The organism is Cohnella sp. 56 (assembly GCF_037963805.1).
In the GTDB taxonomy this organism is placed as follows: Bacteria; Bacillota; Bacilli; order Paenibacillales; family Paenibacillaceae; genus Cohnella.
On the sequence record NZ_JAZDQE010000003.1, the window covers coordinates 566,924 to 593,885 of the forward strand.

Here is a 26,962-nt window from a genome sequence, read left to right on the forward strand (position 1 = left end):
GGGGGCGCAGCGATGGCATTTGTCATGAAATGCGGCGGCAGTACGCTCGCCGCGCTGCCGGACGCGTTTTTCGAGGATCTGCGCGATCTGCAAGAGGGCGGGGCGCAGCCGGTCATCGTGCACGGGGGCGGCCCGGCGATCAACGAGACGCTCGGCCAGCTCGGCATCGAGAGCCGCTTTGAAGGCGGCCTGCGCGTGACCGACGAGCCGACGCTCGAGGTCGTCGAGATGGTGCTCGCCGGCCGCATCAACAAGCAGATCGTGCGGCGGCTGCAGCAGAGCGGCGCGCGTGCGCTCGGCTTGTCCGGTACCGACGGCCGGCTGATCGAGGCGCGGCCCGTGGCGAACGCGGATGTCGTCGGCCTCGTCGGCGACGTGACCGGCGTCAACGCCGAGCTGATCCAGGGCATCGTCGCGCTCGGCTATCTGCCCGTCATCGCGCCGATCGGCATCGACGCGGCCGGCCAGCGCTACAACATCAACGCCGACACCGCCGCAGGCGCGGTCGCCTCTCATCTGGGCGTCGCCACGATGATCGTCGTGACCGACGTGCCGGGCATCATGCGGACGGTGGAAGGCGAGAAGCAGGTGCTGCCGCAGGTCACGTTCGCGCAGATCGAAGAGATGATCGCGAGCGGCGAGATATACGGCGGCATGATCCCCAAGGTGCGGGCCGCGATGGCCTGCCTCACCGGCGATGTGCGCGAGGTGCTGATCGTCGACGGCAGCGCGCCGCGCGTGCTAAGCCGGGCGGTGAACGAGGTCAACCTCGGCACCCGCATCGTACGGGGCTAACGATAGATGGCGGGAGACGCACGGCGCCCTTCGCGAACGAACCTTTAAAAGGAGTGGAAAACATGAGCAGCTTGTTCCCGACCTACGCACGCTATCCGATCGCACTCGTCAAGGGCAAAGGCAGCCGCCTGTGGGACGATCAAGGCAAGGAGTATCTCGACTTTATGGGCGGCCTGGCCGTCACCAATCTCGGTCATGTGCCGGACGAGGTGAAGGATGCGCTCGTCGCGCAGCTCGGGGAGCTGTGGCATGCGTCCAACCTTTTTGTGAACCCGTTCCAGGAAAAGGCCGCCAAGCTGCTGACCGACAATAGCTGCGCGGACGCCGTGTTCTTCTGCAACAGCGGTGCCGAGGCGAACGAGGCCGCCATCAAGCTGGCCCGCCGCTATCACCAGAAGGTGCTGGGCACCGGCCGCTACGAGGTCATCACGTTCACGCAGTCGTTCCACGGACGTACGCTGGCGACGCTGACCGCGACCGGACAGGACAAGGTCAAGGAAGGCTTCCTGCCGCTGCCGGAAGGCTTCGTCCATGTACCGCTGCACGATCTGCCGGCGCTCGAGGCGGCGATCACAGATCGCACGGCCGCGATCATGCTCGAGCTGGTGCAGGCCGAGGGCGGCGTCATCGTCGTCGATCCCGACTTCCTGCGCGGCGTCCGCGAGCTGTGCGACCGCCACGGCTTGCTGCTCATCCTCGATGAGGTGCAGACCGGCATGGGCCGCACCGGCAAGCTGTTCGCACATCAGCACTATGACGTCGAGCCGGACATCTTCACGCTCGCCAAGGGCATCGGCAGCGGTTTCCCGGTCGGCGCGATGCTCGGCAAGGAGAAGCTGATCCCGGCGTTCACGGCCGGCTCGCATGCGACGACGTTCGGCGGCACGCCGATCGCCTCGACGGTCGTGGCCGCCACGATCGAGTCGATCCTCAAGCAGGACGCGCCGGCGCGCGCGGCGGAGTCCGGCGAGTATCTGGTCGCTCAGCTGAGCGACAAGCTGCTGGATCTGCCGCTCGTGACCGAGATTCGCGGCCGCGGCCTGCTCATCGGCATCCAGTGCACCGAGCCGGTCGCCGACTGGGTGAGCGAGCTGCATCAGCGCGGCCTGCTCGTCGTCTCGGCGGGACCGACGGTCATCCGCCTGCTGCCGAGTCTGCTCGTGTCGCGCGAGGACATCGACCGCGCGGTCGAACTTATCGCCGCCGTGCTGACCGAAGCGGCCGCCGCGAAGGCGACGAACTGATCTGCAGCCGGCTCGCAGCCTATCAGCGACATAACTGCGAATATGCAGTTGCGCACAGCCTATCAGCGACATAACTGCGAATATTCAGTTGCGCGCAGCCTATCAGCGACATAACTGCGAATATGCAGTTGCGCACAGCCTATCAGCGACATAACTGCGAATATGCAGTTGCGCACAGCCTATCAGCGACATAACTGCGAATATGCAGTTGCTCGCAGCTTATCAGCGACATAACTGCGAATATGCAGTTGCTCACAGTTTATCAGCGACATAACTGCGAATATGCAGTTGCGCACAGCCTATCAGCGACAATAACTGCGAATATGCAGTTATTTGCCCGAGGCGACGGCATTTCCGGCGCGATAGCTGCAAATATACAGTTAACCCCTCGCACAGCGGCCACAATCCGGTGCAGGAGTGGAATTTAGCTGTATAAATGCAGTTATCGCTGCCCGAGGGCGCGGTCCGGGATCAATTAACTGCAAATTGGCAGCTAATTGAATGCGATCCGCACCGTGCTGGCCGACGCCCATCACGCGCGCTTAGCCCGCGAGCATCGGTGCGAATCCGCCCCCTCGGGGGCAGCCGTTCCGCACGTGCGCGCTTGGCGCCGTCGCTTGAACATTTTCGGGGCCGCCGCGTCCCTTGACATTGACTAGGAGGTATCGCCATGCCTAACCCGGCCGTCAACGCCGAAGAACTCGCCCAAGGCCTCAAGGGGCGGGATTTCCTGGGGCTCGTCGATTACCAGCCTGACGAGATCCGTTATCTGCTCGACCTCGCCATCGAGCTCAAGCGCAAGCAGAAGAGCGGCGAAGTGTACCAGCCCCTCAAGGGCAAGACGCTCGGCATGATCTTCGAGAAGTCTTCCACCCGCACACGCGTGTCGTTCGAAGTCGGCATGTTCCAGCTCGGCGGCCACGGTCTGTTTCTGAGCAAAAACGACATTCAGATGGGCCGCGGCGAGACGATCCGCGATACGGCGCAGACGCTGTCGCGCTACCTGGACGGCATCATCATCCGCACTTTCGGCCACCGCAATGTGGTCGAGCTGGCGCGCGGCGCGACGATCCCGGTCATCAACGCGCTGTCCGACCAATCTCATCCGTGCCAGGCGCTCGCCGACTATCAGACGATTCTGGAGCACAAGGGCAAGCTCGAAGGGCTCAAGGTCGCCTACATCGGCGACGGCAACAACATGGTGCATTCGCTCATGATCGGCGCGAGCAAGCTGGGCATCCACTTCGCCAGCGCTTCGCCCGAGGGCTACGAGCCGGATGCGGAGCAGGTCAAGCTGGCCCGCGAGTTCGCGTCCCAGTCCGGCTCCCGTGTCGACATCGTGCGCGACGCCCGCGAGGCGGTCGAAGGCGCCGACATCATCTACACGGACGTGTGGGCGAGCATGGGCTTCGAGGCCGAGCAGCAGGAGCGCGAGCGCGCGTTCAAGAACTACCAGGTCAACGAGGAGCTGGCGGCGTATGCCAAGTCCGACTACCTGTTCATGCACTGCCTGCCGGCGCATCGCGGCGAGGAAGTGAGCGAGGGCGTCATCGACGGCCCGCACTCCATCATTTTCGACGAAGCTGAGAACCGCCTGCACGCGCAGAAGGCCGTCATGGCCGCCATCATGTAACAACCGGCCGCCGCGCCGCATCCATTTTTCACAATAGAGGAGCGTTCATCCCTACCATGGCAAAAGAAAAAATCGTGCTCGCCTACTCCGGCGGCCTGGATACGTCCGTCATTCTCACGTGGCTGAAGGAGACGTACGACGCAGAGATCATCACCTTCACGGCCGACATCGGCCAGAAGGAAGAGCTGGACGGCCTGGAGGAAAAAGCGATCAAGACCGGCGCCTCCAAGGTGTATATCGACGACCTGCAGGACGAGTTCGCCAAGGACTTCATCTATCCGATGTTCCAGGCCGGCGCGCTCTATGAAGGCCAGTATCTGCTCGGCACCTCGATCGCGCGTCCGCTCATCGCCAAGCGCATGGTCGAGATCGCCCGCGCCGAAGGCGCCACCGCCATCGCGCACGGTGCGACCGGCAAGGGCAACGACCAGGTCCGCTTCGAGCTGACCGCGGCCGCGCTCGCGCCCGACATCAAGGTCATCGCGCCGTGGCGCGACGAAGCGTTCCGCGAGGCGTTCCCGGGCCGCGCCGAGATGATCGCCTACGCCGAGAAGCACGGCATCAACGTGCAGGCGTCCGCCGCCAAGCCGTATTCGATGGACCGCAACCTGCTGCACATCAGCTTCGAGAGCGGCATGCTCGAGGACCCTTGGTTCGACTCCAGCGCGGACGACGTGCAGGACATGTACGTGCTGAGCGTATCTCCGGAGAAGGCGCCGGACGAAGCCGAATACGTCGAGCTTGACTTCGAAGCGGGCAACGTCGTCGCCGTCAACGGCGAGAAGCTGTCCCCGCTTGAAGTGATGAACAAGCTCAACGAGCTGGGCGGCAAGCACGGCATCGGCCGCGTCGACATGGTCGAGAACCGCTTCGTCGGCATGAAGTCCCGCGGCGTGTACGAGACGCCGGGCGGCAGCATCCTGTTCACCGCCCACCGCAAGATGGAGTCGCTGACGATGGACCGCGACGTCATGCACCTGCGCGACTCGCTCATCGCGAAGTACAGCACGCTCGTGTACAACGGCTTCTGGTTCGCGCCGGAGCGGCTCGCCATCCAAGCGCTCGTGAACGAGAGCCAGAAAAACGTCACCGGCACCGTGCGCCTCAAGCTGTACAAGGGCAATATCCTGGCCGCCGGCCTGAAGAGCCCGGTCAGCCTGTACAACCCGCACATCGCCACGATGGAGGCCGACCCGACCCAAGCCTACGACCAAGGCGATGCGACCGGCTTCATCCGCCTGAACGCGCTGCGTCTCAAGGTATCGTCCGGCGTGAACGGCGCTTCCGGCGTCTAAGAACCGCGCACAGATAAGCGGTTCGTCCGCTGGCAACACCCGCAACACCGCAACACCGCAATACCGCAACACCGCAACACCCGCAACACCCGCAACACCCGCAACACCCGCAACACCCGCAACACCCGCAACACCCGCAACATCCGCAACACCGCAACATCCGCATCGCCACGGAGATAACTGCATTTGTGCAGTTATCTCGTTCCCTTTTCTAGCCGAAGAATGAATAGATGCAAATATGCAGTTATTTGGCCGGATCGCCGATCATTTGCGGGAAAAACGGCAAATTAGCTGCACATATGCAGTTAAACGCCATTTGCTTACGTCATACCGCTCATTTAACTGCATATATGCAGGTATTCGCATGAGGCGCGCAAAGCGAGGGTGCCGGACAACAATATGCGGCAGCGAGACCGCCGCGTTATCCGCCTGAGCCACGAAGAGGGCAGCACGGAACTTGAGAGAGGGGCTAACTAGCGTCATGAGCAAGCTGTGGGGCGGCCGGTTCACGAAGAAGACCGACCAGCTGGTAGAGGAATATACGGCGTCGATCACGTTCGACAAGGAGCTGGCCGAGGAGGATATCCAGGGAAGTCTCGCGCATGTGACGATGCTGGGACGCTGCGGCATCCTGCCGCAGGAGGATGTCGAGACGATCAAGGCGGGCCTGCTGAAGGTGCAGCAGCGCATCCGCAGCGGGGAGCAGCAGTTCCTGATCGCCGACGAAGACATTCATATGAACATCGAGAAGGCGCTCATCGAGGAGATCGGCCCCGTCGGCGGCAAGCTGCACACCGGCCGCAGCCGCAACGACCAGGTCGCGACCGATATGCACCTGTACCTGCGCAAGCGCGTCGTCGAGTTTGTCGGCCTGCTGGCCAAGCTGCAGGAGGCGCTCATCGGCCAGGCCAAGGCCAACCTCGACACGATCGTGCCGGGCTATACGCATCTGCAGCGCGCGCAGCCGATTTTGTTCGCCCATCATCTGATGGCGTACGTGTCCATGTTCGGCCGCGACATCGAGCGGCTGCAGGACAGCTACAAGCGCATCGACGCGCTGCCGCTCGGCGCGGGTGCGCTCGCGGGCACGACGTTCGCGATCGACCGCCTGTACACAGCGGAGCTGCTGAACTTCGGCCGCGTGTACGAGAACAGCCTCGACGCCGTCAGCGACCGCGACTTTATCGTCGAGTTCCTGGCCGGCGCATCGCTCATCATGACGCATCTGTCGCGTCTGAGCGAGGAGCTGATCCTCTGGTCGAGCACGGAGTTCCAGTTCGTCGAGCTGGACGACGCTTTCTGCACCGGCTCGAGCATCATGCCGCAGAAGAAAAACCCCGACGTGCCCGAGCTCGTGCGCGGCAAGACGGGGCGCGTGTACGGCAACCTCGTCGGCCTGCTGACCGTGCTGAAGTCGCTGCCGCTCGCGTACAACAAGGACATGCAGGAAGACAAGGAAGGCATGTTCGACACCGTGAAGACGCTGCAGGGCGCGCTCCAGCTGTTCGCGCCGATGATCGCGACGATGAAGGTGCGCAAGGACAAGATGCGCAGCGCCGTCGACCAGGACTTTTCCAACGCGACCGACATCGCCGACTTCCTCGTCAACAAGGGACTGCCGTTTCGCCAGGCGCATGAGGTCATCGGCAAGACGGTGCTGTACTGCATCCAGCAGAACAAGTTCCTGCTCGACCTGACGCTGGACGAGTTCAAGCAGTTCTCCGAGCTGTTCGACGACCGCATCTACGAGACGCTGAAGCCGGAGACCGTCGTCGCCGCGCGCAACGTCTACGGCGGCACGGCCGCGAACCAGGTTGAAGCGGCAATCGGCCGGGCTGAAGCCGCGCTTGCCGAGACGCAAGCATGGGCGGACGAATACGCCGAGAAAAGCCGCTAAGCCGCTAAGCCGCTAAAATCGGCTGTCGAAGCACAAAGCCGCAACCGGCTTGACGCCAGCTGAGCGAAGCTGGACCGAGCAAGCGTTCCGACTGATGCGTTATAGCAATCCCCGTCCCGATGACGCCGTGCGGCGCATCGTCGGCGGGGATTTTTTTGCTCGCGTGAGCTGCTTGGCATCGATGAACGCTGCCTGGTGCCGCGAATCGAAGCAGGGACTTCCGTGACAGATGCAGCCGAAGACGCACGCAATACACAAGGCTGAGCGAATAGACGATGCACGCCGGGCAACGATGACGGCGCGAGTCGGATGCGCTATACGCTCAGCTTCTCCCGCATAAACGCGATAAAAGCGGCGGCCTGGCGGTTGGGCGCATCCTCCTTGCGGTAGACGAGGCAGATCGTCCGCGGGCTGACCTTGCCGGGCAGCTCCCGCAGCGCGAGCTCGCCGCCCAGCTCCTCCCGGCGCACGCTGCGGCGCGGCAGGATGCCGATGCCCATGCCATGCTTGACGGCCTCCTTGATCGTCTCGATGGCGCCGAGCTCCATGCGGATCTGCCAGCGCAGGCCGTTGTCGGCGGCCCATCGCTCGGACAGCCGGCGGGACGTCGAGCCGGGCTCGTGGACGAGGAACGGCTGCCCCTGCAGCTCCGCAATCCCGACCTCGCCTGCGGCCAGCGGGTGGAAGGGGGCCAGCGCCAGCGTCAGCGGGTCCTCGCTCAAGGGAACGATGTTGAGGCCGGGATAGGGCTCCTCGGCCAGCGAGACGACGGCAACGTCGATCTCGTAGCTCTGGAGCAGGGAGAGCGCAGCGCCGGCCTGCTTGACGGTCAGCGTGGGCAGCGCCAGCGGATGCTGCATCTGGAACTCGGCCAGATAGGCGGGCAGGAAGTAGGTGGCGGGCGTGTAGCTGGCGCCGATCTTCAGCTTGCCGCGCCCCTGTTCCCTGTAGTCCGCCATGAGCTGCTCCGCTTCGTCCAGCAGTGCCGATATTTTCGCCGCATAGGGGAGCAGCGCTTCGCCCGCATCCGTCAGGCGCATGCGTCCCCCTTGCTTGCGGAACAACGACACGCCGGCCGACTGCTCCAGCTTTTGCATATGGAAGGAAACGGTAGGCTGCTTCAGGCCGAGCGCGACGGCGGTCTCCGTCAAGCTGCGGCCTTCCGCGGCCTGCATAAAAATTCGAAGCTGCTGAGGATTCATATGGCTGCCCCGCTCTCTTTTGCGATCGTAATGAGCTGCTAAAATCACTATAGATTTCATCTATGATTTTATCAATATACATAGATTATATTTAACTTCGATTTATCGCGGGCTTTACGCCGAGCTGACAAACCTCCCTTAAAGTGAAGCTATCACGAACGTATACGAGGGGGATATCCAAATGAATCTTGTCCAGCACCGCAAGCACCGCAAGCACCGCAAGCACCGCAAGCTCGCCGCACTGGCGATGATCGGCCTGTCGCTGACGGCGGCCGGATGCGGCAACGCGAACAACAATGCCGGCGACGCGGCGGCCGCGACGGCCTCGGAGACTGCAGCGTCCTCCGCCGGGACTTCGTCCTCGCCCGCATCATCCGCACCCGCGGCTTCACCGTCGGCGAGCGCCGCCGCCTCGCCTGCCGCAGGCAACGGCGAGACGCTGACGGTGTACCTCAATGACTTCGACGACATCGTCAAGCCGATGTTCGAAGCGCAGACCGGCTACAAGCTCAACATCGTCAGCGGCAACGGCGCGGAGATCATGTCCCGCATCGAAGCCGAGAAGGGCAACCCGCACTGGGACGTCGTCTGGATGGACGCGATGCCGTCGATCGAAGGACTGGGCAAGCAAGGGCAGCTGCTTGAAGGCTGGGAGCCGGCGGCCGCCGCGGGTCTGACGGACTTTGCCAAGACGTTCGTGCCGGCGAGCAAAGCCTACTATCCGACCGGCGCCCATGCCGCAGGCGTGATCGTCTACAACACGAAGTCGTTCAGTGCCGCGGACGCGCCGAAGAGCTGGGCGGACCTCGCGGACGCGAAGTACAAGGGCACCGTCGGCATGGCCGATCCTGCGGTAGCGGCGCCTGCCTACCCGTTCGTGTCGTGGTTTTTCCAGGACAAGGGGATCGAGGGCGGACAGTCTTACTTCGACAGTGTGCTGAAGAACGGGGCGCATGTATATCCGAAAAACCCGAACGTCGCCAAGGCGCTGACCGGCGGCGAGATCAAGGTCGCGGCGCTGCAGGAGAGCAACGCGTATGCGCTCAAGAACGGCGGCGAGCCGATCGAGATCGTCTGGCCGGAGGAAGGCGCGCCTGCATCCGTACGCGTAGCGGCGATCCAGAAGGACAGCCAGCATCAGGAGGCGGCCAAGGCGTTCGTCGAGTTCCTGCTCGATCCCAAGACGCAGCAGGCGCTGATCGACCAGGGCGACGAGAGCTACTTCGAGCCGAGTGTCGCAGGCGTGACGGTGAAGGCCGACCGTGCGCAGAACGCCAAGCTTGTCGTGGCGGAAGCGTCGTGGGCGGCGGATCATGAGGCGGAGATCAAGCAGTGGTTCGCCGATCGTTCGGTGAAATAAAGATGCGGGTTTCGCTTTTCGCTTACGGAAGCAGGACGGGCTGGCTGGTGCTGGCCCTTCTTGTTTTGTTGATCATGCTGCCGCTCGCCGCCGTCATCCTCCAGGTGCTGCTGCCCGGCTTTTTCTTCGGCAGCCGCCGGATCGGCGACCTCTCTTTGCTGGGAGAGATGTTCCGCCGGCCGCTCTGGTATTTGTCGCTCAAAAACACGCTTGTGCTCGGCCTCGGCACGATGGCGCTCGGCACGGCCATCGGCGCGGCGCTGGCGACGGCCCGGTCCCGCTGGTCGTTCCCGGGCGCGCGGCTGCTCGACGGAGCGGTATGGCTGCTGATCGTGGCGCCTTCCTTTATTCTCGCCCAAGGCTGGGTCATGTTCGCGTCGTCGGACGGCCTCGCGGCGAACTGGTTCGGCTGGCGGTGGGTGCATGATGCCGTATTCACGCCGGCCGGCCTGATCGTCATTATGTCTCTCAGCAAGTTCCCGTTCGCCTATCTGGCCGTTCATGCCGCGCTCGAGTGGAAGATGGATCGGCTGGGCGAGGCGGGGCGTCTGAATGGCGGCAGTCCCTGGACCGTCTGGCGGACGATCGAGGCGCCGCTGCTGCTGCCGGCGTATTGCTCGGGTGCGCTGCTCGTGTTCATGGATACGGTCGGAGACTTCGGTCTGCCCGCGTCCATCGCCGCCGTATTCCGATTTCCGACACTCCCTTACTCGATCTATTCGGCGCTGTACACGTCCCCGATCCGATTCGATATGGCGGGCGTGCTGTCCTTCTATCTCGTCCTGCTCATCGCGCTCGCGATGAGCGTGCAGTTCTGGGCGCTGCGGCGGGCGCGCTTCGACTTTCTCGGCGGCCGGGCCACCCGCGCTGCGGCCGAGCGGCCAGCCAAGGGCGGCTGGCTGCTGGCGGGCGTCAATCTGCTGCTGCTGGCGATCGCAGCGGGCATCCCCTTCGGTGCGAACCTGCTGACATCCGTCACCCGCCCCGCTCAGACCGGGGGCACCGCATTCACTTTGGCCCACTACCGCGAGCTGTTCGCGTCGGGCGGGCAGCTGACGGGCGCCCTGCTGCACTCGCTTGAGATCGCGGCATTCGCGGCCGTCGTCGGCCTCTTGGTCGGCCTGCTCGTCGCCTACGTGCTCACGTATTCCAGATTTAAGCTGCGACGGGCCATCGACGTCATCTCGCTGATCTCGCTGGCCGTTCCGGGCGTCGTGCTCGGCATCGGCTACATTTTCATCTGGAACCAGGCCTGGCTGGAGCGCATCGGCCTGCTGCTCTACGGCAAACCTGCCATCCTCGTGCTGGCGGGCGTAGCGGGCGCGATACCCGTCATCACCCGGATCGTGACGGGCGCGATGGCGAAGGTGCCGCAGGGTCTGCTGTCGGCCGCGCAAATGCAGGGCGCGTCGTTCCCGCGCAGGGTGCGGACGATTCTGCTGCCGCTGCTGCGTAGTGCGCTGCTGTCCGCCGCGCTGGCGGCGTTCGGCGCGAGCGTGTTCGACCTGGCGATGACCTCGATTCTGTTCCCGCCGAACTTCATGACGCTGCCCGTCGTGATCAACAAGGCGTTCGAGGATCTGAACTTCGGCTACGCGGCAGCGGCGACCCTGACGGGAGGCGGCGTGGTCGTCGGGCTCATCCTCATCATGGAGCGATTGTTCAAACCGAAGGAAGCAAGGAGGCCAAGCCATTGAATCCCATCTTAGAGATCCGCCAGCTCCACAAGTCCTATGCGGGCCAGCCTGCGCTTCGGGGCATCGACTTCAGCGTGTCCCGCGGGCAGATCATCAGTGTGCTCGGCCCGTCCGGCTGCGGCAAGTCGACCCTGCTGCAGCTGATCGCCGGCCTGCAGCAGCCCGACGGCGGCGAGATCCGGCTGCGCGGCGAAGCCGTATCGACGGCGACGCGGCTCGTCCCGCCGGAGAAGCGGGGCATCAACATGGTGTTCCAGGACTATGCGCTGTGGCCGCATATGAACGTTTTCGAGAACATCGCGTACGGTCTGAAAAGAAAGCGGACATCGGCTGCCGACATCCGTACGAAGGTAGAGGAGCTGCTGCGGCTGCTGCATCTGACGCCGCTGGCCGATCGCCTGCCCGCACAGCTGTCGGGCGGCCAGCAGCAGCGCGTGGCGATGGCCCGCGCCCTCGCTACGCAGCCGGACCTGCTGCTGCTCGACGAGCCGATGTCCAACCTCGACATGCGGCTGCGGATCGAGATGCGGACCGAGCTGTCCTACCTGCTGCGAAGGCTCGGGACGACCGTCTTCCACGTGACGCACGACCCGGAGGAGGCGTTCGCGATGGCGGACCGGCTCGTCATCATGCGCAGCGGCGGCATCGACCAGATCGACAGCCCCGAGGCATGCTACCGCGGGCCGGCGACGGCTTCCGTCGCCTCGCTGCTCGGCGCGGGCAACCGGCTCGCGGGCCGGGTCGCCGAGGAGGAGGCTGCGCCCGCAGTCCGGACGGAGGCAGCCGTCCTGCGCGGCCGGACGGCCGCCGATTGGAGCGGCCGCCAGTCGGCCGGTCCGGCGATCGCGCTGTTCCGGCCGGATGCGGCCGCATGGGAGACGGCGGACGTCCAAGCGGGCGAGCTGCTTGCCGCCGCTGAGCTGGCCGCATCCGCTGAGCCGATCGTCTCAGACGCACGGCAGACGTGCGCCGCCGGTGCCTTCAACCGGCTCGCCGCCCGCATCGCGCACAGCGCCTTCGAAGGCAACCGCTGGCGCGTGCTCGCCGAGCTTGAGAGCGGCGTGCTGCTCTCTCTTTTCCACCACGAGCCTCTGAAGGCCGGTACGCGCGGCTGGTTGCGCATCCCGGTCGACGAGACCTACTTGTACCCGGCGCCTGCCGGCAGCGAAAGGTAGACTGATCTTCATGACCCGCATTCTCGTCATCTCGGATATTCACGGCCATGCCGCGGCAATGCAATCTCTGCTGCGCATGGCCGATTATACGCCGGGCGCGGACCGGCTGTACTTGCTCGGCGACTTTATCAACCGGGAACCGGAGAGCTGGAGCGCGCTCGGGGCAGCGATGGCGCTCGTCCGGCAAGGCGCGCGGGCTGTGCTCGGCAATATGGAGCGGTGGCTGCTCGACGCTTCGGCGCGCGGCGAAGGGCTGTCTTCGGATGCCGAGGAGCTGCGCTTCCTGAACGCTACGCCGTTATACTGGCAGGAGGGCGAGTACCTGTTCGCCCATGCCGGGATTCGCCCGGGCCTGCCGCCGGACATGCAGAGCGCCGCGGATCTGACGGAGATCCGCGGCGAATTTTGGGGGGACGGCAGCCCGCTCCCATATACGGTCGTATTCGGCCATACGCCGACCTTCAAGCTCGGGGCGGCCGCGGGCGAGCTGTGGCTGGGGCCGGATCGGATCGGCATCGACACGGGCGCGAAGCACGGCTGCCGGCTGACGCTCGTCGACCTGACCAACCGGCTGTCCTACTCCTGCAGGGTGCAGCCGGATCGTCCCCACGACGACTGCCGTCGATCGTCATGGCCGATATAGTTTTCCGGCTGCCGTCCGGCCCCGCTTTTCGTCTGCCGAGTCCGCCGTTCATCCTTGTTTGTACAAATCACCTCTATTTCCCCCTACATCGGCTCCGCAGGCGTCTGCCCCTGCCGTTCGGGTACCGGCGCAGGTGCAGGCGCAGACGAACCGCCGAGCCGCGGGTCGGCGGGATGGACGGCGACGATGCCGTCCTGCGCCCGGTACGCGGAACGGTCCAGCTTGCGGCGTTCGGCAAGCTTGCCGTCGACGTACTTGAGCCGGTACGTATCGACGACTGCGCCGGCCTTGCCTTGCTGCACGAGTCTCGTCATGCCGATCGCGAGTCCCGGGTCGCTCACATACGCGATCCGTGGCGCGATCTCACGCTCGCGGACCGTCTCCAGCGCGTACCGGACATTGTCCGGCATCGTGCCGAACAGCTTGACCGTCAGCCGCTTGCCGCGCACGGCCGTCTTGATGAGCAGCCGCTTGCCCGTATCGTTGCGGAACCGGAAGTTGATATAGCCTTCGGCGAAGGTCGCATCCGTCCCCTGAGGCAGGTAGTTCACTGGCAGCGAGTGGTTCCGCCGCTCGACAATCGTCAGGTCCGATGCGCGCAGGACGGCATTGTACAGCGTGCTGGACACTTGGCAGATGCCCCCGCCGACGCCGGGAACCAGCTTGCCCTTCATAATGACGGGGGCCGCGCGATACCCGAACTTCTGCCTCGCCTTGGAGACGACTGCGCCGTAATCGAATGTGCCGCCCGGCTCCAGGAGGATGCCGTCCAGTGCGTTGGCCGTCGCCGTCACATTGTGCGTCCGTCCCTCTCCGCTGGCCGCAAACGAGGTGGAAAATTCGGCAATCTTGCGCGCGATGCCCTCCGCCTTGAGCGATGCCGTCGTAATGTCGGGCTTCACCGGGGCGACAGGCAGGGGAATGTCGAGGCGCAGCGGCGCGTCCGCGGCGCCGGGCTGCTCCTGCCCGCGCCCCGCCAACGAAGCGGGCGCGCGCTTTTTCAGCGCGGACAGCAGCGCAGCGATGTCCAGCGTCTCTCCAGCCGACTCGGCGATATATACGACCCGATCGCCCGCATCGATCGTCCGCACGGCGTCGACCGGCTTTTTGTCCGCCAGCTCTCCCCATAGCGCCTCGGCCTTTTCCGCGAACGCTTCCTCATCCCAGCGCGCTTCGACAGGCCAGTCCTTGTCGAGCAGGCGCCGCGCCGCGCGCTTGTTCAGCCAGCTTGCGTCCCGATAGCGCTCGATGGCCCGGAGCGCTCCGGCCCCATCCAGCCACAGCCCCAGCTCGCGCCACGACGGCGCACCCGCCTGAGAATCCCGCTTGGCGCCGTTGCCGGCCCGCGGGCTTTTCAGCGTGACTGTCCCGTTCAGCGCTTCCTCAATCCGCGTCCTAACCTTGGCGATCGCATCGTCTGCTTCCAATCCGCCGACGGACATGCCGCCGACTGTCATCCTGTCGGGCAACGCACGGCCTTGTTTGCCCGATTCGATCGCCTGCGAGGCGAAGTCGGCTGCCATCGGCCACGGTGACGAGCGGCCGGCAGACGCGGCGTCGTTCATCTGCCCATAGCCCCATGCCGCCATTGGAGCGGCGTTCAAGCCCACGGTCAACGCGGCGGCCACCGCGAGCGCCTTGACGATACGGCCATTCATTTGAAGGTTTCCTCCTTCCGGGCGAAGCGTGATTTCCCATAGGTTTCCCTCCAGATTAAAAAATTCTCAAATACATCAAAATCGGCAAAAAAACGGCCGGATTCGGGCGGCCGAGGCGCGCGTTCGCCCAGATAAAGCTCGACAAATAAAGGATTTGCCTGCATGATGTCGAAGTACCTAAAGTCTGCGGAACTGAATTATACAGGGCCAAGCGCCCGACTCACATAGATGATCCGATTGCGAAGCGAATATAGGAACAGGATGTGATCCCTTGATCGAGATGCACGACATATGGAAGACCTATCCGGACGGCACGCCCGCCCTGCAAGGCATAAATATCGTGATCGACCGCAACGAGTTCGTATATGTCGTCGGCCCGTCGGGCGCCGGCAAGTCGACATTCATGAAGCTCATCTACCGCGAAGAGGTGCCGACCAAGGGCCAACTGTCCGTCAACGGCTTCAACATCGGCAAGCTCAAGCAGCGCAAGATTCCGTACGTGCGCCGCAACATCGGCGTCGTATTCCAGGACTTCCGGCTGCTGCCCAAGCTGTCGGTGTACGAGAATGTCGCCTTCGCGATGGAGGTCGTCGAGTCGCCGAGACGCCAGATCCGGCGCCGCACGATGGAAGTGCTCGAGCTGGTCGGGCTCAAGCACAAGGCAGGCAGTCTGCCCGCACAGCTGTCCGGCGGCGAGCAGCAGCGCGTCGCGATCGCGCGCGCGATCGTCAACAGTCCCTCGGTCATCGTAGCGGACGAGCCTACCGGCAACCTCGATCCCGAGACTTCCTGGGGCATCATGAAGCTGCTCGAGGAGATCAATTTCCGCGGCACCACCATCGTCATGGCCACCCACAACAAAGAGATCGTCAACACGCTTCGCAAGCGCGTCATCGCCATCGAGCGGGGCACCATCGTGCGGGATCAGCAGAGAGGGGATTACGGCTATGAAGTTTAGCACCCTCGTGCGCCATATCCGCGAAGGTGTCAAGAACGTCTTCCGCAATGGATGGATGTCATTCGCCTCGATCGGATCGATCGTCGTCTCGCTGTTCGTGCTGGGCGTCTTCATGCTGCTGGCGCTCAACGTGAACCAGTGGGCGGACCAGTTCGACAGTCAGGTGCAGATCAATGTATTTCTGGAATCCGATATCGGGCAGTCCAAGATCGACGAGCTGGAGCGGCGCATCGGCAACATCGCGGAGGTCAAGAAGGTCACCTTCGTCTCCAAGGACGAAGGGCTCGAGCAGCTTCGCAACGATCTGGACGAAGACGTGAAGGGCGCGCTCGACGGCTACCAGGACGCCAATCCGCTGCCGGACAAGTTCGAGGTCGAGCTGTTCGACGCGCAGCAGGTATCCTATGCGGCCAAGCAGATACTCGCTTTTAACGAGACGGACAGCACGAAGCCGATCATCAGTGTGAAGTACGGTCAGGGCTACGTCGAAAAGCTGTTCCGCATCACCAACGCCGTCCGCAACGTCGGGCTCGTTATCGTCGCAGGGCTTGCGGTGATGGCGATGTTCCTCATTTCCACCACGATTAAAATGACGATACTGGCGCGGCGCAGGGAGATCGGCATCATGAAGCTGGTCGGCGCGACGAACAACTTCATCCGCTGGCCATTCTTCATCGAAGGCGTCGTGATCGGAATCGTCGGCTCCGCGGTCACGACTGGCGCGCTGCTCTACGGTTATTCGAAGCTGATCGATTCGCATTACAATATGGGACTGATGATGATCGAGATGGTCGGTCTGGACAAGGTTGGCTGGCTGGTCGGCGGTACGCTCGTCGCGCTCGGCACGCTGATCGGCGTCTGGGGCAGCGTGGTCTCGGTCCGCAAGCATCTGAAGGTGTAGCGCTAGCCGTACATGCTAAGATGATGGAGGAGAACATGTCGTGATTAAAAGATACATTGCCGTGCTGGCCTTGCTCGTAGGCGTCATATTCCTGGTCCGCCCCTACGAGAGTCATGCCGAGACGCAGCTGCAAAAAGTCGAGCGCCAGCTCAAAGAAATTCAGGCACAGATGAACGCTGCGGCGGAGAACAAGAAAAAGGCCGAGCTTAGGAACCAGGATCTGTCGACCAAAAAGGAGGTCGCCAAAACCGATATCAACACGCTGATCGCCCAGATCCAGCAAACCTCGGACCAGCTCGACGCTACGCAAGCGAAGGTCGAAGCCGCGGAGTCCAAGCTGCTGAAGACGACCTCGGAGCTCGAATCCGCGGAGGCGGCGCGGCAGGACCGCGACAAACAGCTCAAGGAGCGTATCCGCCTCATCTACATGAACGGTTCGGTCTCTTACCTGGACGTGCTGATGAGCGCCAAGAGCTTCTCCGACTTCCTGGGCAGATTCCAGTCGCTGCAGTCCATCATGGAGCAGGACAAAGAGGTGCTGTCCAAGTCCGAGAGCTACAAGGCGCTCGTCACGGAAAAGAAGGCGCAGGTCGAAGTCGACCTCGCTTCGGTCAAGCAGCTGTACAGCGTCATGGCGGACAAAAAGGCGGATCTCGAGAGCAAGGAAAAAGAAAAAGAAGTGTTCATCGCGAGCATCAATCAGAAGATAGAGGAGACGGAGGACATCAGTGAGGAGGCAGAAGCCGCGCTGATGGAGTTCGGCAAGAAATACTCCAAGCTGCTCGAGCAGAAGAAGCAGCTCAAGACCTATTATACCGGCGGCAAGCTGGGCATGCCGCTCAAGCGCGAATACAGGCTGTCCTCGCCGTTCGGCTACCGGACGCATCCGGTGACCGGGCAGAAGAACAAGCTGCATACGGGCTTGGACATGGCGGTTCCTGAAGGCACGCCGGTGTATGCGGCCGAGTCTGGCACCGTCATCGTCGCCCAATCGTGGAGCGGGTACGGCAACTGCATCATCATCAACCACGGCGGCGGACTGTGGACGCTGTACGGCCATCTGAAGCCGGGAGGCATCCTGGTGGAAAAGGGAGAGACCGTCAAGCGCGGCGAGAAGATCGGTCTCGTCGGCATGACCGGCACGGCCACCGGCTACCATCTCCACTTCGAGGTCCGCAAGGATGGCACGCCGGTGAACCCGGCGCCGTATCTGAAGTAGATCAGCAGCTCGAACTATGATTGCAGCCGCTCGCCGGGCGCCTACGACCGCATTTTTTGCGGGGCGCGGCCGGGGCGGCTGCTGCTGTTTGAAGCGTTTGAACGGTATCCCCTTGGAACAGGTTGGAGGGGCGGGCCCGGGGAGCGGAATATAGAAATTGGGAGCATGCTCTGAGGCGGCCATACAGACGCCCGTACCTCCATTGGCAGGATTCATCCTTGCGGCTGTCGAATACTTAAGGTCGGTATACACGGCATATATGTCATACACTGCGGCTGATCGGCTGATCATATTCGAAAGGCGGGATTCGGCTTGGAGCTGACGATAGATTGGTTGAGGCTGGCAGCCGAGAACCTCGGCGCTCTGCTGCTGTCGCCTTTTCTCTATATTGCGCTTGTCATGGTATGGTGGCATTCGCGCCAGAGCAATGTTCTGCAGCGCAGGCTGTTCCACGTCCGGCTCCGCGGCGCGCTGCCTATGACGGCAGCGCGCGTCGCGGCGGGCTTCATCGCAGGCTTCGCGCTGTCCGCGCTCGGCTTCGCGGCCGGCGCTCCGCTGACGGCTCCGACGCTCGTATGCGTATGGGCAGCCACATTCGTGCTCGCGCTGTTCAAGCTTCGGTACGTCTGCCTGGCCTATGCGGCCGGGGCGCTCAGTGTCGTCCAAGCCGTGCTGGGCTGGACTGGCGTGCCCGACGGAGGAGAGACGGGGGACCGGATCTGGCGAGCGCTCACGGATATCGATGCGCCTTCTCTGCTGCTGTTGGCCGGACTGCTGCATATCGCCGAAGCGCTGCTCGTCCGGCTTCAGGGCGCGCGGTATGCGACGCCGCTGTTCCTGGAGGGCAAGCGCGGCAAGCCGATCGGCGCCTACGCATTGTCCGGCTTGTGGCCGGTGCCCCTGCTCTGGCTCGTGCCGGCTGGCGGCGGCAGCGGGCTGGAGCTGCCGTGGACGCCGCTCTTCGGCATGGGCGGCGGCCCGGCCGCGTCGGTCGCGGGCTGGACGCTGGTTGCCTTCCCGGTGCTGATCGGCTTCACGGACCGGACCGAGACGCGCTGGCCGGAGGCCAAGGCGAAGGAGACGAGCGGCAGCCTGCTGCTCTACGGCATCGTCATCGCGGGGCTGGCCGTTTGTGCCGCATTTTGGGAGCCGCTCACGATTGTGGCGGGGCTGGCCGCCTTCGGATTGCACGAAGGGCTCGTCCTCCTCGGGAGACTGCGCGAGCGGGGGCGGCAGCCGGTGTACGTGCAGGACGGCCGGGGCGTCGTGATTCTGGCGGTGCTGCCCGGCACGCCTGCGGCAGAGATGGGGCTGTTGGCGGGCGAGACGGTGAGCAAGGCGAACGGCGTCCGCGTGCGGAGCAAAGAAGAGCTGCATGCGGCGCTGCAGCTGCAGCCGGCCTTCAGCAAGCTCGAGGTGCTCAATCGGGACGGCAACGTGAAGTTTGCGCAGCGTGCCAAGTATGCAGGCGAGCATCACCAGCTCGGTCTGATCCTCGCGCCCGACGAGGATGCGGAGTATGTGGCTGCGCCGCGCTCGGCCTCGCTGCGGGGAGGGATAAGACAGGCCGGTGCCAGACTGAGGCGCGGGAGCCGACGCGGCAGTATAGACGGGCCGGATGAGTCGACGTCGGACAACAACCGGCAGGAGGAGAGGCCGGATGGCCGGCAGGCCGCAGGCGTGGAGGAGGCGGCAGCCTCGGCGGCTCAGCCGTCGGCTCGGCCCGCGAATGCGGAAGCTGCGCGGCCGACATCGGCCCGGCCTTCTGCCCCGACCGATGCCTCTGTACCTGGACTGCCGCCGCGCGGCGAGCGCCGCAGACAGTGAGCGCGCCCACCACAAGCGGCGATCGATCCAGACGCGTTCGCGAATATTCCATCGCCTGCACTGCAAGAGGCAATCGCCCCGACCGCGTGCGAGCAAGCTCCATCGCCTGCATCACAAGAGGCGATTGCCCCGAACGTGCTCGAGCAAGCTCTATCGCCTGTACCACAAGAGGCGATCGTCTCGAACGCGCGCGAGCAAGCTCCATCGCCTGCACTACAAGAGGCGATTGCCCTGAACGCGCCCAAGCCTACCCCATCGCCTGTACTACAAGAGGCGATCGCCCCGACCGCGCTCGAGCAAGCTCCATCGCCTGCACTACAAGAGGCGATCGCTCTGAACGCGCCCAAGCCTACCCCATCGCCTGTACTACAAGAGGCGATCGCCCTGAACGCGCCCAAGCAAGCTCCATCGCCTGTACTACAAGAGGCGATCGCTCTGAACGCGCCCAAGCAAGCTCCATCGCCTGCACTACAAGAGGCGATCGCCCTGAACGCGCCCAAGCAAGCTCCATCGCCTGCACTACAAGAGGCGATCGCCCTGAACGCGTGCGAGCAAGCTCCATCGCCTGTACTACAAGAGGCGATCGCCCCAAACGTGCTCGAGCCTACTCCATCGCCTGCACTACAAGAGGCGATCGCCCCGACCGCGCTCGAGCAAGCTCCATCGCCTGCACTACAAGAGGCGATCGCCCTGAACGCGCCCAAGCAAGCTCCATCGCCTGCACTACAAGAGGCGATCGCCCTGAATGCGCTCGAGCAAGCTCCATCGCCTGCACTACAACAGGCGATCGCCCCGAATGCGCTCGAGCCCGCCCCATCGCCTGCACTACAACAGGCTATCACCGCCGAACGAGCTCCAGACCCAGCCCCCGCATTGTCATCCTTGCCGGACAGCGGCAGGAGACGGTCATGCTTTTGGCATCGGCTCCGAGCGGAGGGAAGGGTTGACATCTGTTATACATTCCAGCTAATATGAATGGGATTCGTCCTCTAGGGTTCCGGGCGGGCTGCGGCCTGTCGTCTGGTCCAAGGGAGGACGCGCTTGGTCGCGAGAGGCGGCAGGCGGCACGGAGGGACAAAAGCCCGGGAGTATCAGAATGCACGGCTGTACGCGACGATCTGTCGCGCGCCGGGCATGCCGATGCTTCCGGGCTTTTTTTTGTGACATCCTAGACTAGGGAGGCGTTCTGGAAATGATGAAGCATTGGTTGCTGCTAATTGCGGCTGGCGTGACGGAGGTAGGCTGGGTATCCGGCCTGAAGCACGCTGCCAACTGGTGGGAGTGGGGGCTTACAGTGGTGGCGCTCGGCTTTTCCTTTTGGAGTTTGATGGAGGTGACGCGCGTGCTGCCGATCGGTACGGCCTACGCGGCGTTCACCGGAATCGGGGCGGCGGGCACGGTTGTCGGCGAAGCTGTATTCTACGGGGGCGAGCTTAATGCAGCCAAAGTGGCGCTCGTCGCGCTGATGATTGTCGGCATCGTGGGACTGAAGATGACTTCCGGACCGAAGCGGCAGTCGGACGGCGAGCAAAGGGGGGCTGTGTGATGGCCTGGATTTGTCTGGCATGCGCCGGTCTGTTCGAGGTGGCGGGGACGGTCGGTTTGAACCGTTGGAGCAAGCGCAGAGATTTAATAGGCCTGCTCATCATTTGTATCAGCTTTTTGTTCAGCTTCAGTCTGTTGACCGTCGCCATGCAGGATATTTCCATGGGGACCGCCTACGCCGTATGGACGGGTATCGGCTCTGTAGGTGCGACCGTTCTCGGCATGATTTTTTACGGGGAGTCGCGGCAGGCAGCCAGGCTTTTTTTCCTCGCGCTGGTCATCGCCGCCGCCGTCGGCTTGAAGATCGTCGGCGAGTGAGCGCGGCGAGCGACCGGCCCCCCGAGCGTACGAAGAGCGCCCGGCGGCGTGTGCCAGGACGCTCTCCTTTCGGCCTGTCATCTATTGCGGTGTCTGCTGGCTGCTCGCATACCACAGCACGAGCGCGCCGACGACGGCCAGGCACGCGAGTACAAAAAACGTGATCTTCCAGGCGCTGCGCGGTGCCTTGCCGGAGACGAGGCCGGTCTGACCGTTGACCATGAACCGGTACGGCTTGGATTTGTAGATGTAGCTGGCGTTCCAGACGGGCAGCAGCAGATGCTTGTAAGTCTGATTATAATAGCTGGTATCGATATGGAGTGAGCGGATCTCGTCGCCGCCGATCTCGGAGCGGATGTTGCTCCGCAGCGCATCGTCGATTCGGGACTGCGCCTGCTCCCAGCCGTGGGAGCGGCCGATCGAATAGCGCTCGGCGATATACCCGCTCAAGTATTCGGGCTTGTAGCCGAGCAGGGCGCCGAGCTCGAAGTTGCCCAGACGCTCGAGGAGCTTGGCGTCGTATTGGCCCGAAGCGGGAATCAGCACATCGTCGAAAAAGCGGTCGTAATCTCCGCTGACCCAGTGCCATACCGTGTACCGCTCCTGCTCGGTGTACGTCTCCGTCTTGCCGTTTACGACGCGCGTCTTCGTCACTGTCCGGTAGTGGTAATCTCCGCGTTCGGCCGAGTAGGACGACGACGTGTCCGCATCGTACGTCCAATAGGGGATATAGATGCCCGCCAGCCGCGCGCTCGTATTCTCCCTCTTGAACGCGCCGGGGAGGAACCACAGCTTTTTTTTCCAGGCCTTGAAGGCGGTCGCCGCGTCGTCTCTGTCGATCCGGAAAGGAATGAGCGATTCCGGCTTAATATTCACCGTGTCCGGCTGGGGCAGCACCTTGGGCGAACCGCAGAACGGACAGAGCGTCGCCGTCTGCTCGGCCGGAATCAGGCTTTCCCCGCCGCAATTGCTGCACTTGACCGTCTGCTGCTCTACGCCCCAGTCGGTATCCGCGTCGTCCTGGCCGTCGTCCAGCGCGTGCTCGCGCGGGACCGAGGTGTCGCTCGGAATCTCCTCCAGCCGCCCGCAATATTGACACTTCAACTGCCCACTGTCCGCGTCGAACAGCATCGGCCCCCCGCAGCTGCTGCAGGGGAACTGGATTGCCGTTTGCGCGGCTTCTGCGTCCATCGCCATCCGCCGTTACACCTTCGTTCCGCAGCTGGAGCAGAACTTCGCGCCCGGCGCCAGCGGCTGTCCGCATTCCGAGCAGAACTTCTTGCCCGCCGCCGCACCGCCATCGCCGGCAGGAGCGGGCGCTGCGCCGCCGACCTGCGCCGCGCGCTCGCTCGCACCCGTAGCATCGCTGCCGGACACCTGGCCGCCCGCATTCCCGGCCGCCTGCTGCTGCTCGCCCTGACGCATCATCTGGCTCATCGCTTGCCCCATTGCCATCCCCGCGCCGAGCCCGATGCCCGTGCCCGCCGCGCCGTCCGCCGGGTTGTTCGCCGCTTCGCGCAGCGCTTCTGCCGTTTGATACTTCATATATTGATCGAGATTGCCGACGACGCCCATCGACGACCTGCGGTCGATCGCCTTTTCAACCTCTTCCGGCAGCGACAGATTCTCGATCGTGAGCGCCGTCAGCCACAGCCCCATCGCCATGAAGTGCGACTGGAGCTTGTCGGTGGCTGCCCGGCTCAGTTCATCGTACGAAGCGGCGAGATCGATGACCGGAATTTTGGACTCTCCGAGCAGGTCGCTCACGCCCGACACGATGACGGACTTCAGATAGCCCGCCACATTTTCCGCCGAGAAATCCTGCTGCGTACCGAAGATTTCTTTGAGGAACACCGCAGGATCGTTTACCTTGAGCGCATAGTTGCCGAAGCCCCTCAGCCGCACGATTCCGAACTCCGCGTCGCGCATGATAACCGGATTCGTCGTCCCCCACTTGAGCTGCGTAAAGTTGCGCGTGCTGACGAAGTAGACGTCCGCCTTGAACGGAGAATTGAAGCCGTACTTCCAAGACTTGAGCGCCGTCAGCACGGGCATGTTCTGTGTGCTCAGCGTATATGTGCCCGGTCCGAAAACGTCCGCAATCTGCCCTTCGTTCACGAAGACGGCTGCCTGGGATTCGCGCACGACCAGCTTCGCGCCCATCTTGATGGCATTGTCGTAGACGGGGAACCGGTACACCATCGAGCCGGTATCGTCGAGCCACTCGATTACCTCAATAAATTGGCCTTTAATGAAGTCGAAAATTCCCATATCCATCCTCCGTTCGCTGCATTTGTTACCATTATAAGCGTTCAACCGCGATTGTTCGATAAAATATTGCTAAAAGAAAAGGACGCTTCGGAATTGCGCCGAGCGTCCTTGCCTGCCTTGACGCAACTATTGCAGCGCGTCCTTCACGCCGTCCAGTCGATCTCGCAGCCGGTCGATTCTGCGGTCCGTCGTCCGTGTCCAGTCCCGGGTCTCGCGCCTGAACTCGTTCATATCGTTGCGGAAGTCGCGAAGGTGGGTTTTAATTCTCTGGCTATCGCCGGCCAACAGCTTGTTGGACACTTCTTGCGAATCGCGGAATTCCTGCAGCTCCGCGCGCAGCGCATCTTGTCCGGCTTGCAGTCCGACAACATCTTTCTTCAGATCCGCCAGCGCATCGAGAATCGCCTTCAACGCCGCCTCCATATCCGACTTCCTCCTTCTTCGTGTATTTCCTTCTCCGCGCTTGGACCCTGTGCAGCGGGCCGCTTCAGCTATTTATCAACAATATATCACAAAAATCGGCCGACTGGCAGTCGGCTATTCCGGCCATCCGGTCGCTTCGGCGGCATGTTATACTACTAACCTGACATGTGTTAACGATCCGAAGCCGAAGAGCCGGAGGAGACGAGTCTATGAGGACGGAGACGGAATATACGCTATTGCGCGAGTTGATTGAGGCTGCGGAGCCCATTGTCGGCAGCAGCATCGTCCATGCTTCACCGGTGGCGCGAGGCTGGCTGAACCGCAAATGGAAAATCGAGACGGCAGCCGGCGAAGTCTATCTGCTTAAGCAATACGATCGGGACCGGTACGGGGAAGATAGGGTGCCGGCGCTTCGCACGGCACTATCCTGGCAGCAGCGTCTGTATCGGGCGGGGTTTCCTTGTCCGCAACTGGCCGAGCGGGAGGGGCAGCTTCTTCATCGGACGGGAGGCGGCGAGCGATTCAATCTGATGGCTTATATTCAAGGCGATGTGCCGCAGCCCGGACGTCTCTCACAGCAGCAGCTTCGTGAGTTCGGCAGCGCGGCGGGGAGGCTTCACCGGCTGTTGAACGAAGACACGCTGACAGCGGAAACGTCACCGCTAACGGTGCTGTCCTCCCGAAGCGAACGTCTCAGCCGGCTGGACGAGCTGGCAGCGCTGCTGCGGACGCAGGGCGCAGCAGCGGCATGGCAGCCCCAGTTGGATCTGCATCGGGAGGCGGCACGATCGATCGACCTGGCTGCGCTTGCATCATCGCCGCCCGGCTTCGCGCACCGCGATCTGTGGACCGACAATGTGCTGGTCCGCGCAGATGGGCTGGCGGCCGTACTCGACTTCGACAGATTGGGCTTCGACTATCCCGAGCACGATATCGCCCGGGCGCTGATGTCCTGCTGCTACAGAGACGGGCATTACGACGAGTTCATGGAGTCGGCATGGCTGGACGGCTACGCGTCCGAGCGCCCGCTGTGCGAGAGCGGGATCGCCAGGGCGAAGATACTGCTCTATTGGGTGGAGTGCGATTGGTGGATCAGACCGGACATGCTTCATGAATTAACAGGTCCGCCTGCCAGATTCCGCGAAGAATTGGCATGGCTGGCAGCGGACTTTTTGTCCCGTTGACGAGCAGACATAGCGCCTCGTCGAACCGGGCGTTTGATTTTCAAGACCTGACCATCTTTACTTGGCTGTCTCCGCCTGGCGCACGACCAGAATTTCGACGCGCCGGTTTTTTTGGCGATTGGCCTCCGTGTCGTTGGCGGCGACCGGCCGCGTGTCCGCATAGCCGGCAATCTCGAATAGCTTTTCCGGCAGCTTGCGGCTGTCTACGAAGTATCGGAGGACGGAGAGCGCGCGCCCCGACGACAGGCCCCAGTTGTCTTGGAACGCGGACCCCGGCTGGATCGGCAGATTGTCGGTGTGGCCCTGGATCGAGATCGTCGTGTCGAGCTTCGTGAACAGGCTGGACAGCTTGTCGAGCGCCGGTCTCGCCTCGGGCTTGAGATCCGCCTTGCCGAGGTCGAACAGGAAGCGGTCGGACAGACGAATTGCGATCCCCTGCGGTGTATCCCCTACAAAAACGTCCTGCTGAAGCTTGTTCTCTCGCACGTACGTCTCGATCACCTTCAGCAGATCTTGGAGTGCTTGCTCGCGCCGTTTGGCAATCTCTGCATCCAGATCGGCCGCAGCGCTGGGAGGAGGCGTGGCGGTCGGAGGAGGAGTGTCGTATTTGGCCACGTCGGTTCCGCCTTCAAGACCGCTTCCCATCTCGATAATGCTGTCAGCCCGATGGAATTCCAGCTGGAGCGACTTGGCCAGCGAATCGTATTTTTTAATATCGATCTGGCTCATGGCGTACATAATGATAAAGAAAATAAGGAGAAGCGTGATCAGGTCAGCGTATGTAATCAGCCAGCGCTCGTGATTTTCATGCCCGCTTCGTTTGCGTCTGTTCCGTCTCCGTGCCATCCTCGGACTCCTCCTTTTTCCGCGCGAAGGACATCTCCTCGGTGTGCATGAAGGCCGTAAGCTTTTTGCGGACGAGCGCCGGGTTTTCCCCTGCCTGAATTGCCAGAATGCCTTCGAGCATCATCTCCATAAACTGGACGCTGTCCGCAGCCCGAATGCGAATCTTGGAGGCGACGGGCAGGTATAAAATATTGGCGGAAGCGACGCCGTACAGCGTAGCGGTAAAAGCGACCGCGATCGCGGGTCCGAGCGAGCCCGGGTCCGCAAGATTGCTCAGCACGTGGATCAACCCCATGACGGTGCCGATGATGCCCATCGTCGGCGCATAGCCGCCGGCGGATTCGAATATTTTCGATTGATTTTCCATCCGCTGCTCAACGGCATCGATCTCGAATTCGAGGATTTGCCTGCTAAGCTCGGGATCGGTGCCGTCGACGACGATTTGCAAACCGTTGCGGATAAAAGCGTCCGGATGGTCGGCGATTTTGTTCTCAAGCGCGAGCACGCCCTCGCGACGGGCGATTGTAGCCAGCTCGACCAACTCGTCGATGCGTGCGGGCACATCCGGCGCGGCGGGGCGGAATACGGTCTTCAGCGATTCGGGAATTTGCCGCAGTCGGGAAGCCGGGTAGCTCACCGCCACGGCCGCGAACGTACCGCCGAACACGATGAGCAGGGCGGTTTTCTCGATGAGACCCTCCCAATGCCCGCCTTCCCACAGGAATCCTCCTATTAACGCGGCCAGTGCCGCCAAGATACCCCAAGAGGTCGTTTGATCTATCCGCTGCTTCATGCAGCTCACTCCTTTGACTGGTTTCCGGGAACCCGATATAATATATGGGAACACATATTCGGCGTTCGGCTGGAATGG

Annotated in this window: 23 protein-coding genes and 1 riboswitch; of the genes, 16 read left to right on the forward strand and 7 right to left on the reverse strand. The window is 62.9% G+C overall.

Annotated elements, in window-relative coordinates:
• Positions 1-12 precede the first annotated feature (12 nt).
• The 5 genes from argB (at position 13) to argH (ending at position 6,864) form a co-directional block, all read left to right on the forward strand.
• A complete protein-coding gene (gene argB, locus VQ071_RS08060) occupies positions 13-795 on the forward strand; it encodes an acetylglutamate kinase (protein WP_340513390.1) in 783 nt (260 codons plus the stop codon).
• Between the two features lie 62 nt (positions 796-857).
• Entirely contained in the window at positions 858-2,039 is a 1,182-nt protein-coding gene (locus tag VQ071_RS08065; protein WP_340513391.1) for an acetylornithine transaminase, read from the forward strand.
• 670 nt (positions 2,040-2,709) lie between these two features.
• Positions 2,710-3,672, forward strand: coding sequence for an ornithine carbamoyltransferase (gene argF, locus VQ071_RS08070; protein ID WP_340513392.1), 963 nt, complete (start codon positions 2,710-2,712; stop codon positions 3,670-3,672).
• Between the two features lie 56 nt (positions 3,673-3,728).
• Entirely contained in the window at positions 3,729-4,967 is a 1,239-nt protein-coding gene (locus tag VQ071_RS08075) for an argininosuccinate synthase (protein ID WP_340513393.1), read from the forward strand.
• A 481-nt stretch (positions 4,968-5,448) separates the two neighbouring features.
• On the forward strand, positions 5,449-6,864 hold the full coding sequence (gene argH, locus VQ071_RS08080) for an argininosuccinate lyase (protein ID WP_340513394.1): 1,416 nt from the start codon (positions 5,449-5,451) through the stop codon (positions 6,862-6,864).
• Between the two features lie 314 nt (positions 6,865-7,178).
• Here argH and VQ071_RS08085 read toward each other — a convergent pair whose 3' ends face one another.
• On the reverse strand, positions 7,179-8,126 hold the full coding sequence (locus VQ071_RS08085) for a LysR family transcriptional regulator (protein ID WP_340513395.1): 948 nt from the start codon (positions 8,124-8,126) through the stop codon (positions 7,179-7,181).
• A gap of 121 nt (positions 8,127-8,247) precedes the next feature.
• On the opposite strand from VQ071_RS08085, the gene VQ071_RS08090 reads away from it, so the two are divergent.
• The 4 genes from VQ071_RS08090 to VQ071_RS08105 are packed head-to-tail and all read left to right on the forward strand — an operon-like array spanning position 8,248 to position 12,941.
• The gene (locus tag VQ071_RS08090; protein WP_340513396.1) at positions 8,248-9,426 is read left to right on the forward strand and encodes an ABC transporter substrate-binding protein; all 1,179 of its coding nucleotides are present in this window, start codon (positions 8,248-8,250) and stop codon (positions 9,424-9,426) included.
• A gap of 2 nt (positions 9,427-9,428) precedes the next feature.
• A complete protein-coding gene (locus VQ071_RS08095) occupies positions 9,429-11,123 on the forward strand; it encodes an ABC transporter permease (RefSeq protein ID WP_340513397.1) in 1,695 nt (564 codons plus the stop codon).
• Complete coding sequence (locus VQ071_RS08100; protein WP_340513398.1) at positions 11,120-12,298, forward strand: ABC transporter ATP-binding protein; 1,179 nt, start codon at positions 11,120-11,122, stop codon at positions 12,296-12,298. The genes VQ071_RS08095 and VQ071_RS08100 overlap by 4 nt, the downstream gene beginning before the upstream one ends.
• Before the next feature lie 10 nt (positions 12,299-12,308).
• Positions 12,309-12,941, forward strand: coding sequence for a metallophosphoesterase (locus VQ071_RS08105; protein WP_340513399.1), 633 nt, complete (start codon positions 12,309-12,311; stop codon positions 12,939-12,941).
• A gap of 83 nt (positions 12,942-13,024) precedes the next feature.
• On the opposite strand, the gene VQ071_RS08110 is transcribed toward VQ071_RS08105, so the two are convergent.
• Complete coding sequence (locus tag VQ071_RS08110) at positions 13,025-14,599, reverse strand: VanW family protein (protein WP_340513400.1); 1,575 nt, start codon at positions 14,597-14,599, stop codon at positions 13,025-13,027.
• Positions 14,600-14,870: 271 nt separating this feature from the next.
• Here VQ071_RS08110 and ftsE point away from each other — a divergent pair, with 271 nt between their 5' ends.
• The 6 genes from ftsE (at position 14,871) to VQ071_RS08140 (ending at position 21,367) form a co-directional block, all read left to right on the forward strand.
• Positions 14,871-15,557, forward strand: coding sequence for a cell division ATP-binding protein FtsE (gene ftsE / locus VQ071_RS08115; RefSeq protein WP_340513402.1), 687 nt, complete (start codon positions 14,871-14,873; stop codon positions 15,555-15,557).
• The gene (ftsX, locus tag VQ071_RS08120; RefSeq protein ID WP_340513403.1) at positions 15,547-16,458 is read left to right on the forward strand and encodes a permease-like cell division protein FtsX; all 912 of its coding nucleotides are present in this window, start codon (positions 15,547-15,549) and stop codon (positions 16,456-16,458) included. Before ftsE ends, ftsX begins: the two co-directional genes overlap by 11 nt.
• Before the next feature lie 40 nt (positions 16,459-16,498).
• Positions 16,499-17,677, forward strand: a complete 1,179-nt coding sequence (locus VQ071_RS08125) for a murein hydrolase activator EnvC family protein (protein WP_340513404.1) — start codon at positions 16,499-16,501, stop codon at positions 17,675-17,677.
• A 312-nt stretch (positions 17,678-17,989) separates the two neighbouring features.
• Positions 17,990-19,504, forward strand: a complete 1,515-nt coding sequence (locus tag VQ071_RS08130; protein WP_340513406.1) for a PDZ domain-containing protein — start codon at positions 17,990-17,992, stop codon at positions 19,502-19,504.
• A 978-nt stretch (positions 19,505-20,482) separates the two neighbouring features.
• Positions 20,483-20,595: riboswitch (guanidine-I (ykkC/yxkD leader) on the forward strand.
• Between the two features lie 101 nt (positions 20,596-20,696).
• Complete coding sequence (locus VQ071_RS08135; protein WP_340513408.1) at positions 20,697-21,050, forward strand: DMT family transporter; 354 nt, start codon at positions 20,697-20,699, stop codon at positions 21,048-21,050.
• Positions 21,050-21,367, forward strand: coding sequence for a DMT family transporter (locus VQ071_RS08140; protein ID WP_340513409.1), 318 nt, complete (start codon positions 21,050-21,052; stop codon positions 21,365-21,367). The genes VQ071_RS08135 and VQ071_RS08140 overlap by 1 nt, the downstream gene beginning before the upstream one ends.
• Positions 21,368-21,448: 81 nt before the next feature.
• Here the strand turns inward: VQ071_RS08140 and VQ071_RS08145 are convergent, their stop codons facing one another.
• The 3 genes from VQ071_RS08145 to VQ071_RS08155 all read right to left on the reverse strand — a co-directional run bounded on the left by VQ071_RS08145 (position 21,449) and on the right by VQ071_RS08155 (position 24,061).
• On the reverse strand, positions 21,449-22,564 hold the full coding sequence (locus tag VQ071_RS08145) for a hypothetical protein (protein WP_340513410.1): 1,116 nt from the start codon (positions 22,562-22,564) through the stop codon (positions 21,449-21,451).
• 6 nt (positions 22,565-22,570) lie between these two features.
• The gene (locus VQ071_RS08150; RefSeq protein WP_340513411.1) at positions 22,571-23,638 is read right to left on the reverse strand and encodes an SPFH domain-containing protein; all 1,068 of its coding nucleotides are present in this window, start codon (positions 23,636-23,638) and stop codon (positions 22,571-22,573) included.
• Positions 23,639-23,764: 126 nt separating this feature from the next.
• Positions 23,765-24,061, reverse strand: a complete 297-nt coding sequence (locus VQ071_RS08155) for a hypothetical protein (RefSeq protein ID WP_340513412.1) — start codon at positions 24,059-24,061, stop codon at positions 23,765-23,767.
• Between the two features lie 209 nt (positions 24,062-24,270).
• On the opposite strand from VQ071_RS08155, the gene VQ071_RS08160 reads away from it, so the two are divergent.
• On the forward strand, positions 24,271-25,245 hold the full coding sequence (locus VQ071_RS08160) for a phosphotransferase (protein WP_340513413.1): 975 nt from the start codon (positions 24,271-24,273) through the stop codon (positions 25,243-25,245).
• A gap of 57 nt (positions 25,246-25,302) precedes the next feature.
• Here VQ071_RS08160 and VQ071_RS08165 read toward each other — a convergent pair whose 3' ends face one another.
• On the reverse strand, positions 25,303-26,091 hold the full coding sequence (locus VQ071_RS08165; protein WP_340513414.1) for a flagellar motor protein MotB: 789 nt from the start codon (positions 26,089-26,091) through the stop codon (positions 25,303-25,305).
• On the reverse strand, positions 26,051-26,872 hold the full coding sequence (locus VQ071_RS08170) for a flagellar motor protein (protein WP_340513472.1): 822 nt from the start codon (positions 26,870-26,872) through the stop codon (positions 26,051-26,053). The genes VQ071_RS08165 and VQ071_RS08170 overlap by 41 nt, the downstream gene beginning before the upstream one ends.
• Positions 26,873-26,962: the final 90 nt, after the last annotated feature.

Coding starts and splice junctions, on each gene's coding strand:
- argH (WP_340513394.1), top strand. CDS start 5,449: ATGAGCAAGCTGTGGGGCGGCCGGTTCACGAAGAAGACCGACCAGCTG.
- argF (WP_340513392.1), top strand. CDS start 2,710: ATGCCTAACCCGGCCGTCAACGCCGAAGAACTCGCCCAAGGCCTCAAG.
- VQ071_RS08155 (WP_340513412.1), bottom strand. CDS start 24,061: ATGGAGGCGGCGTTGAAGGCGATTCTCGATGCGCTGGCGGATCTGAAG.
- VQ071_RS08135 (WP_340513408.1), top strand. CDS start 20,697: ATGATGAAGCATTGGTTGCTGCTAATTGCGGCTGGCGTGACGGAGGTA.
- VQ071_RS08105 (WP_340513399.1), top strand. CDS start 12,309: ATGACCCGCATTCTCGTCATCTCGGATATTCACGGCCATGCCGCGGCA.
- VQ071_RS08140 (WP_340513409.1), top strand. CDS start 21,050: ATGGCCTGGATTTGTCTGGCATGCGCCGGTCTGTTCGAGGTGGCGGGG.
- VQ071_RS08160 (WP_340513413.1), top strand. CDS start 24,271: ATGAGGACGGAGACGGAATATACGCTATTGCGCGAGTTGATTGAGGCT.
- VQ071_RS08090 (WP_340513396.1), top strand. CDS start 8,248: ATGAATCTTGTCCAGCACCGCAAGCACCGCAAGCACCGCAAGCACCGC.
- VQ071_RS08150 (WP_340513411.1), bottom strand. CDS start 23,638: ATGGGAATTTTCGACTTCATTAAAGGCCAATTTATTGAGGTAATCGAG.
- VQ071_RS08085 (WP_340513395.1), bottom strand. CDS start 8,126: ATGAAATCTATAGTGATTTTAGCAGCTCATTACGATCGCAAAAGAGAG.
- VQ071_RS08065 (WP_340513391.1), top strand. CDS start 858: ATGAGCAGCTTGTTCCCGACCTACGCACGCTATCCGATCGCACTCGTC.
- VQ071_RS08145 (WP_340513410.1), bottom strand. CDS start 22,564: ATGGCGATGGACGCAGAAGCCGCGCAAACGGCAATCCAGTTCCCCTGC.
- VQ071_RS08095 (WP_340513397.1), top strand. CDS start 9,429: ATGCGGGTTTCGCTTTTCGCTTACGGAAGCAGGACGGGCTGGCTGGTG.
- VQ071_RS08110 (WP_340513400.1), bottom strand. CDS start 14,599: ATGAATGGCCGTATCGTCAAGGCGCTCGCGGTGGCCGCCGCGTTGACC.
- argB (WP_340513390.1), top strand. CDS start 13: ATGGCATTTGTCATGAAATGCGGCGGCAGTACGCTCGCCGCGCTGCCG.
- VQ071_RS08075 (WP_340513393.1), top strand. CDS start 3,729: ATGGCAAAAGAAAAAATCGTGCTCGCCTACTCCGGCGGCCTGGATACG.
- VQ071_RS08165 (WP_340513414.1), bottom strand. CDS start 26,091: ATGGCACGGAGACGGAACAGACGCAAACGAAGCGGGCATGAAAATCAC.
- ftsX (WP_340513403.1), top strand. CDS start 15,547: ATGAAGTTTAGCACCCTCGTGCGCCATATCCGCGAAGGTGTCAAGAAC.